The following is a 1,743-nucleotide window of genomic DNA, read 5'->3' on the forward strand; positions in this document are numbered from 1 at the left end:
TATCAGTAATCAGCCACGTCGCGCTGCTGCGCGGGCAATACGAACAAGTTCCTCTTCCAATATGGTGACGGCAAGGCCATCGCGCACGTGCATCAACTTTGCTTCCACCTCAAGCAAATGGCTGTTCAATCCAGCCAGCCGTGCGGAGGGCCAACGTGCAAGTTGCTGCGCGTAACTGTCTGCGTCCTTCCAGAATATCGAACGCGTGGCTTTGACGACGGCACCGGGATTTGCCCCATTGTCCACCTTCGTCCGCATTGCCGCTAGCATCGTCACGCGGCGCTGAAGCGCGCGGACGACGCGAATCGCATCAACGCCCAAATCGCGCGCCGCTGCCAACTCGCGCCCTGTCCCGCGCACGTCGCCGCCCATCACCTGATGGACAAGGCCGGTAACATTCTCTTCGCCGGTTTCTGCCGACAATGCTTCGAACACAGGCACTTCGACCGTCGCTGGTCTCTGGGGAGATGCGTCATAATATAAAGACAGCTTTTCAATTTCGGCTTGCGCCAGCTTTCGGTCCTGATTGGTATAGCGCGCAATTCGTGCGGCCAATGGCCTGCCGATTTTGAGGCCCGCAGTGGCCGCATAAGCCATCACTGCGGCTGCCGCATCGCCTTCTTCAGGCAGATAACAGATATGCGCCATCGCGCGCGGATGTGCCTCGGCCAACTTGCGCAATTTGCTGGCCTTGGTGAGGTTTCCGGCGGTGGCGATGATAGGGTTTGCGTCGCCTTGAAGCGCAAGCAAGGTTTCGACTGCGGCAAGCCCCTCTTCGCGCCGGAAGTTGAGACGGATATGCCTTTTATCGCCGAACAGCGACAGCGCCGATGCCTCGTCCGACAACAAGGCGGGGTCATTGCGGATCCGGTCGCTGTCGATGTCGATGCGCTCTGACCCGACCAGTTGCGCCGTCATTTGCGCGGCGATGTCGGCAATCGCCGATTCGTCCTGACCGAAAATGAAAAACAGCCGGACGTCAGGACGTGCGGCAATGGCGCTGATAAAACTGCGCTCCTTTGCGTTGCTCATTCGCCGCGGGCGTAAAGGGAAAGACGCGTCACAATCTGGTCCGCGACCTTCTGCGTCAGGTTTTCCAAGGCGCTATTTTCACCTGCGATCGTTGCATATTCCGAACTCACCACGTCGATACCCGCATCTGATCCGGCGGTTGCATCAAGCACGGTTTCGCCCGTGGCCGTCGCAATAAGTTGATATCGCGCGCGCAGGGTCCGCCGTTCGCGTGTGACAGTGTCATCGGCGCGCACGCCAAAACCTTCGATTTGATCGTCAAGCACTACTACCAGGCGGAATTGCGGGGCGTTGTTTTCCTGCCCGCCCAAGCGGTCGTTTAACGCGTTGCGCATCAGCCAGCCGTTTTTGCCTCCGATAGGAGCTACGGATATTGTCCCCAAGGTGCCGGCAACCGCACCTTTCGACCCGCCGCTGTATAATGGCTGCAATCCGCATGCAGGCAGCAGAAACACGAGCAAAAATGGGGCAATGAAACGGTTCATAAAACGATGTTGACCAACCTGTCAGGGACGACGATGATTTTCTTTATATCCGCGCCTTCCATCGCATGCTGAACCTTTTGGCTGGCAAGCGCAAGCGCCTCCAGATCGCCTTGAGATAAACCCTTCGCCACGGTCAGCGTGTCGCGCAACTTGCCTCTGACCTGAATGGCAATGGTAACCTCGTCTTCTTCAAGCAAGGCAGGGTCAACCTCTGGCCAAGGGGCGT

At 58.1% G+C, this 1,743-nt stretch carries 3 protein-coding genes; all 3 read right to left on the bottom strand.

Going from position 1 to position 1,743, the window contains the following annotated elements; all coding sequences use genetic code 11:
- Positions 1–9: 9 nt before the first annotated feature.
- Entirely contained in the window at positions 10–1,032 is a 1,023-nt protein-coding gene (gene holA, locus ACLL9E_RS01670) for a DNA polymerase III subunit delta (protein ID WP_411290008.1), read from the bottom strand.
- The gene (lptE, locus tag ACLL9E_RS01675) at positions 1,029–1,517 is read right to left on the bottom strand and encodes an LPS assembly lipoprotein LptE (RefSeq protein WP_411290009.1); all 489 of its coding nucleotides are present in this window, start codon (positions 1,515–1,517) and stop codon (positions 1,029–1,031) included. Before lptE ends, holA begins: the two co-directional genes overlap by 4 nt.
- Positions 1,514–1,743, bottom strand: a 230-nt coding sequence (locus ACLL9E_RS01680) for a hypothetical protein (protein WP_411290010.1), incomplete at its 5' end; no start/stop codon positions are given. The genes ACLL9E_RS01680 and lptE, both read right to left, overlap by 4 nt.

The sequence above is a fragment of the Sphingorhabdus sp. genome, assembly GCF_046596595.1.
In the GTDB taxonomy this organism is placed as follows: domain Bacteria; phylum Pseudomonadota; class Alphaproteobacteria; order Sphingomonadales; family Sphingomonadaceae; genus Sphingorhabdus_B.

What these genes read in the sequence shown, in the direction of transcription:
- holA (WP_411290008.1), bottom strand. Translation starts at nt 1,032, where the DNA reads ATGAGCAACGCAAAGGAGCGCAGTTTTATCAGCGCCATTGCCGCACGT.
- lptE (WP_411290009.1), bottom strand. Translation starts at nt 1,517, where the DNA reads ATGAACCGTTTCATTGCCCCATTTTTGCTCGTGTTTCTGCTGCCTGCA.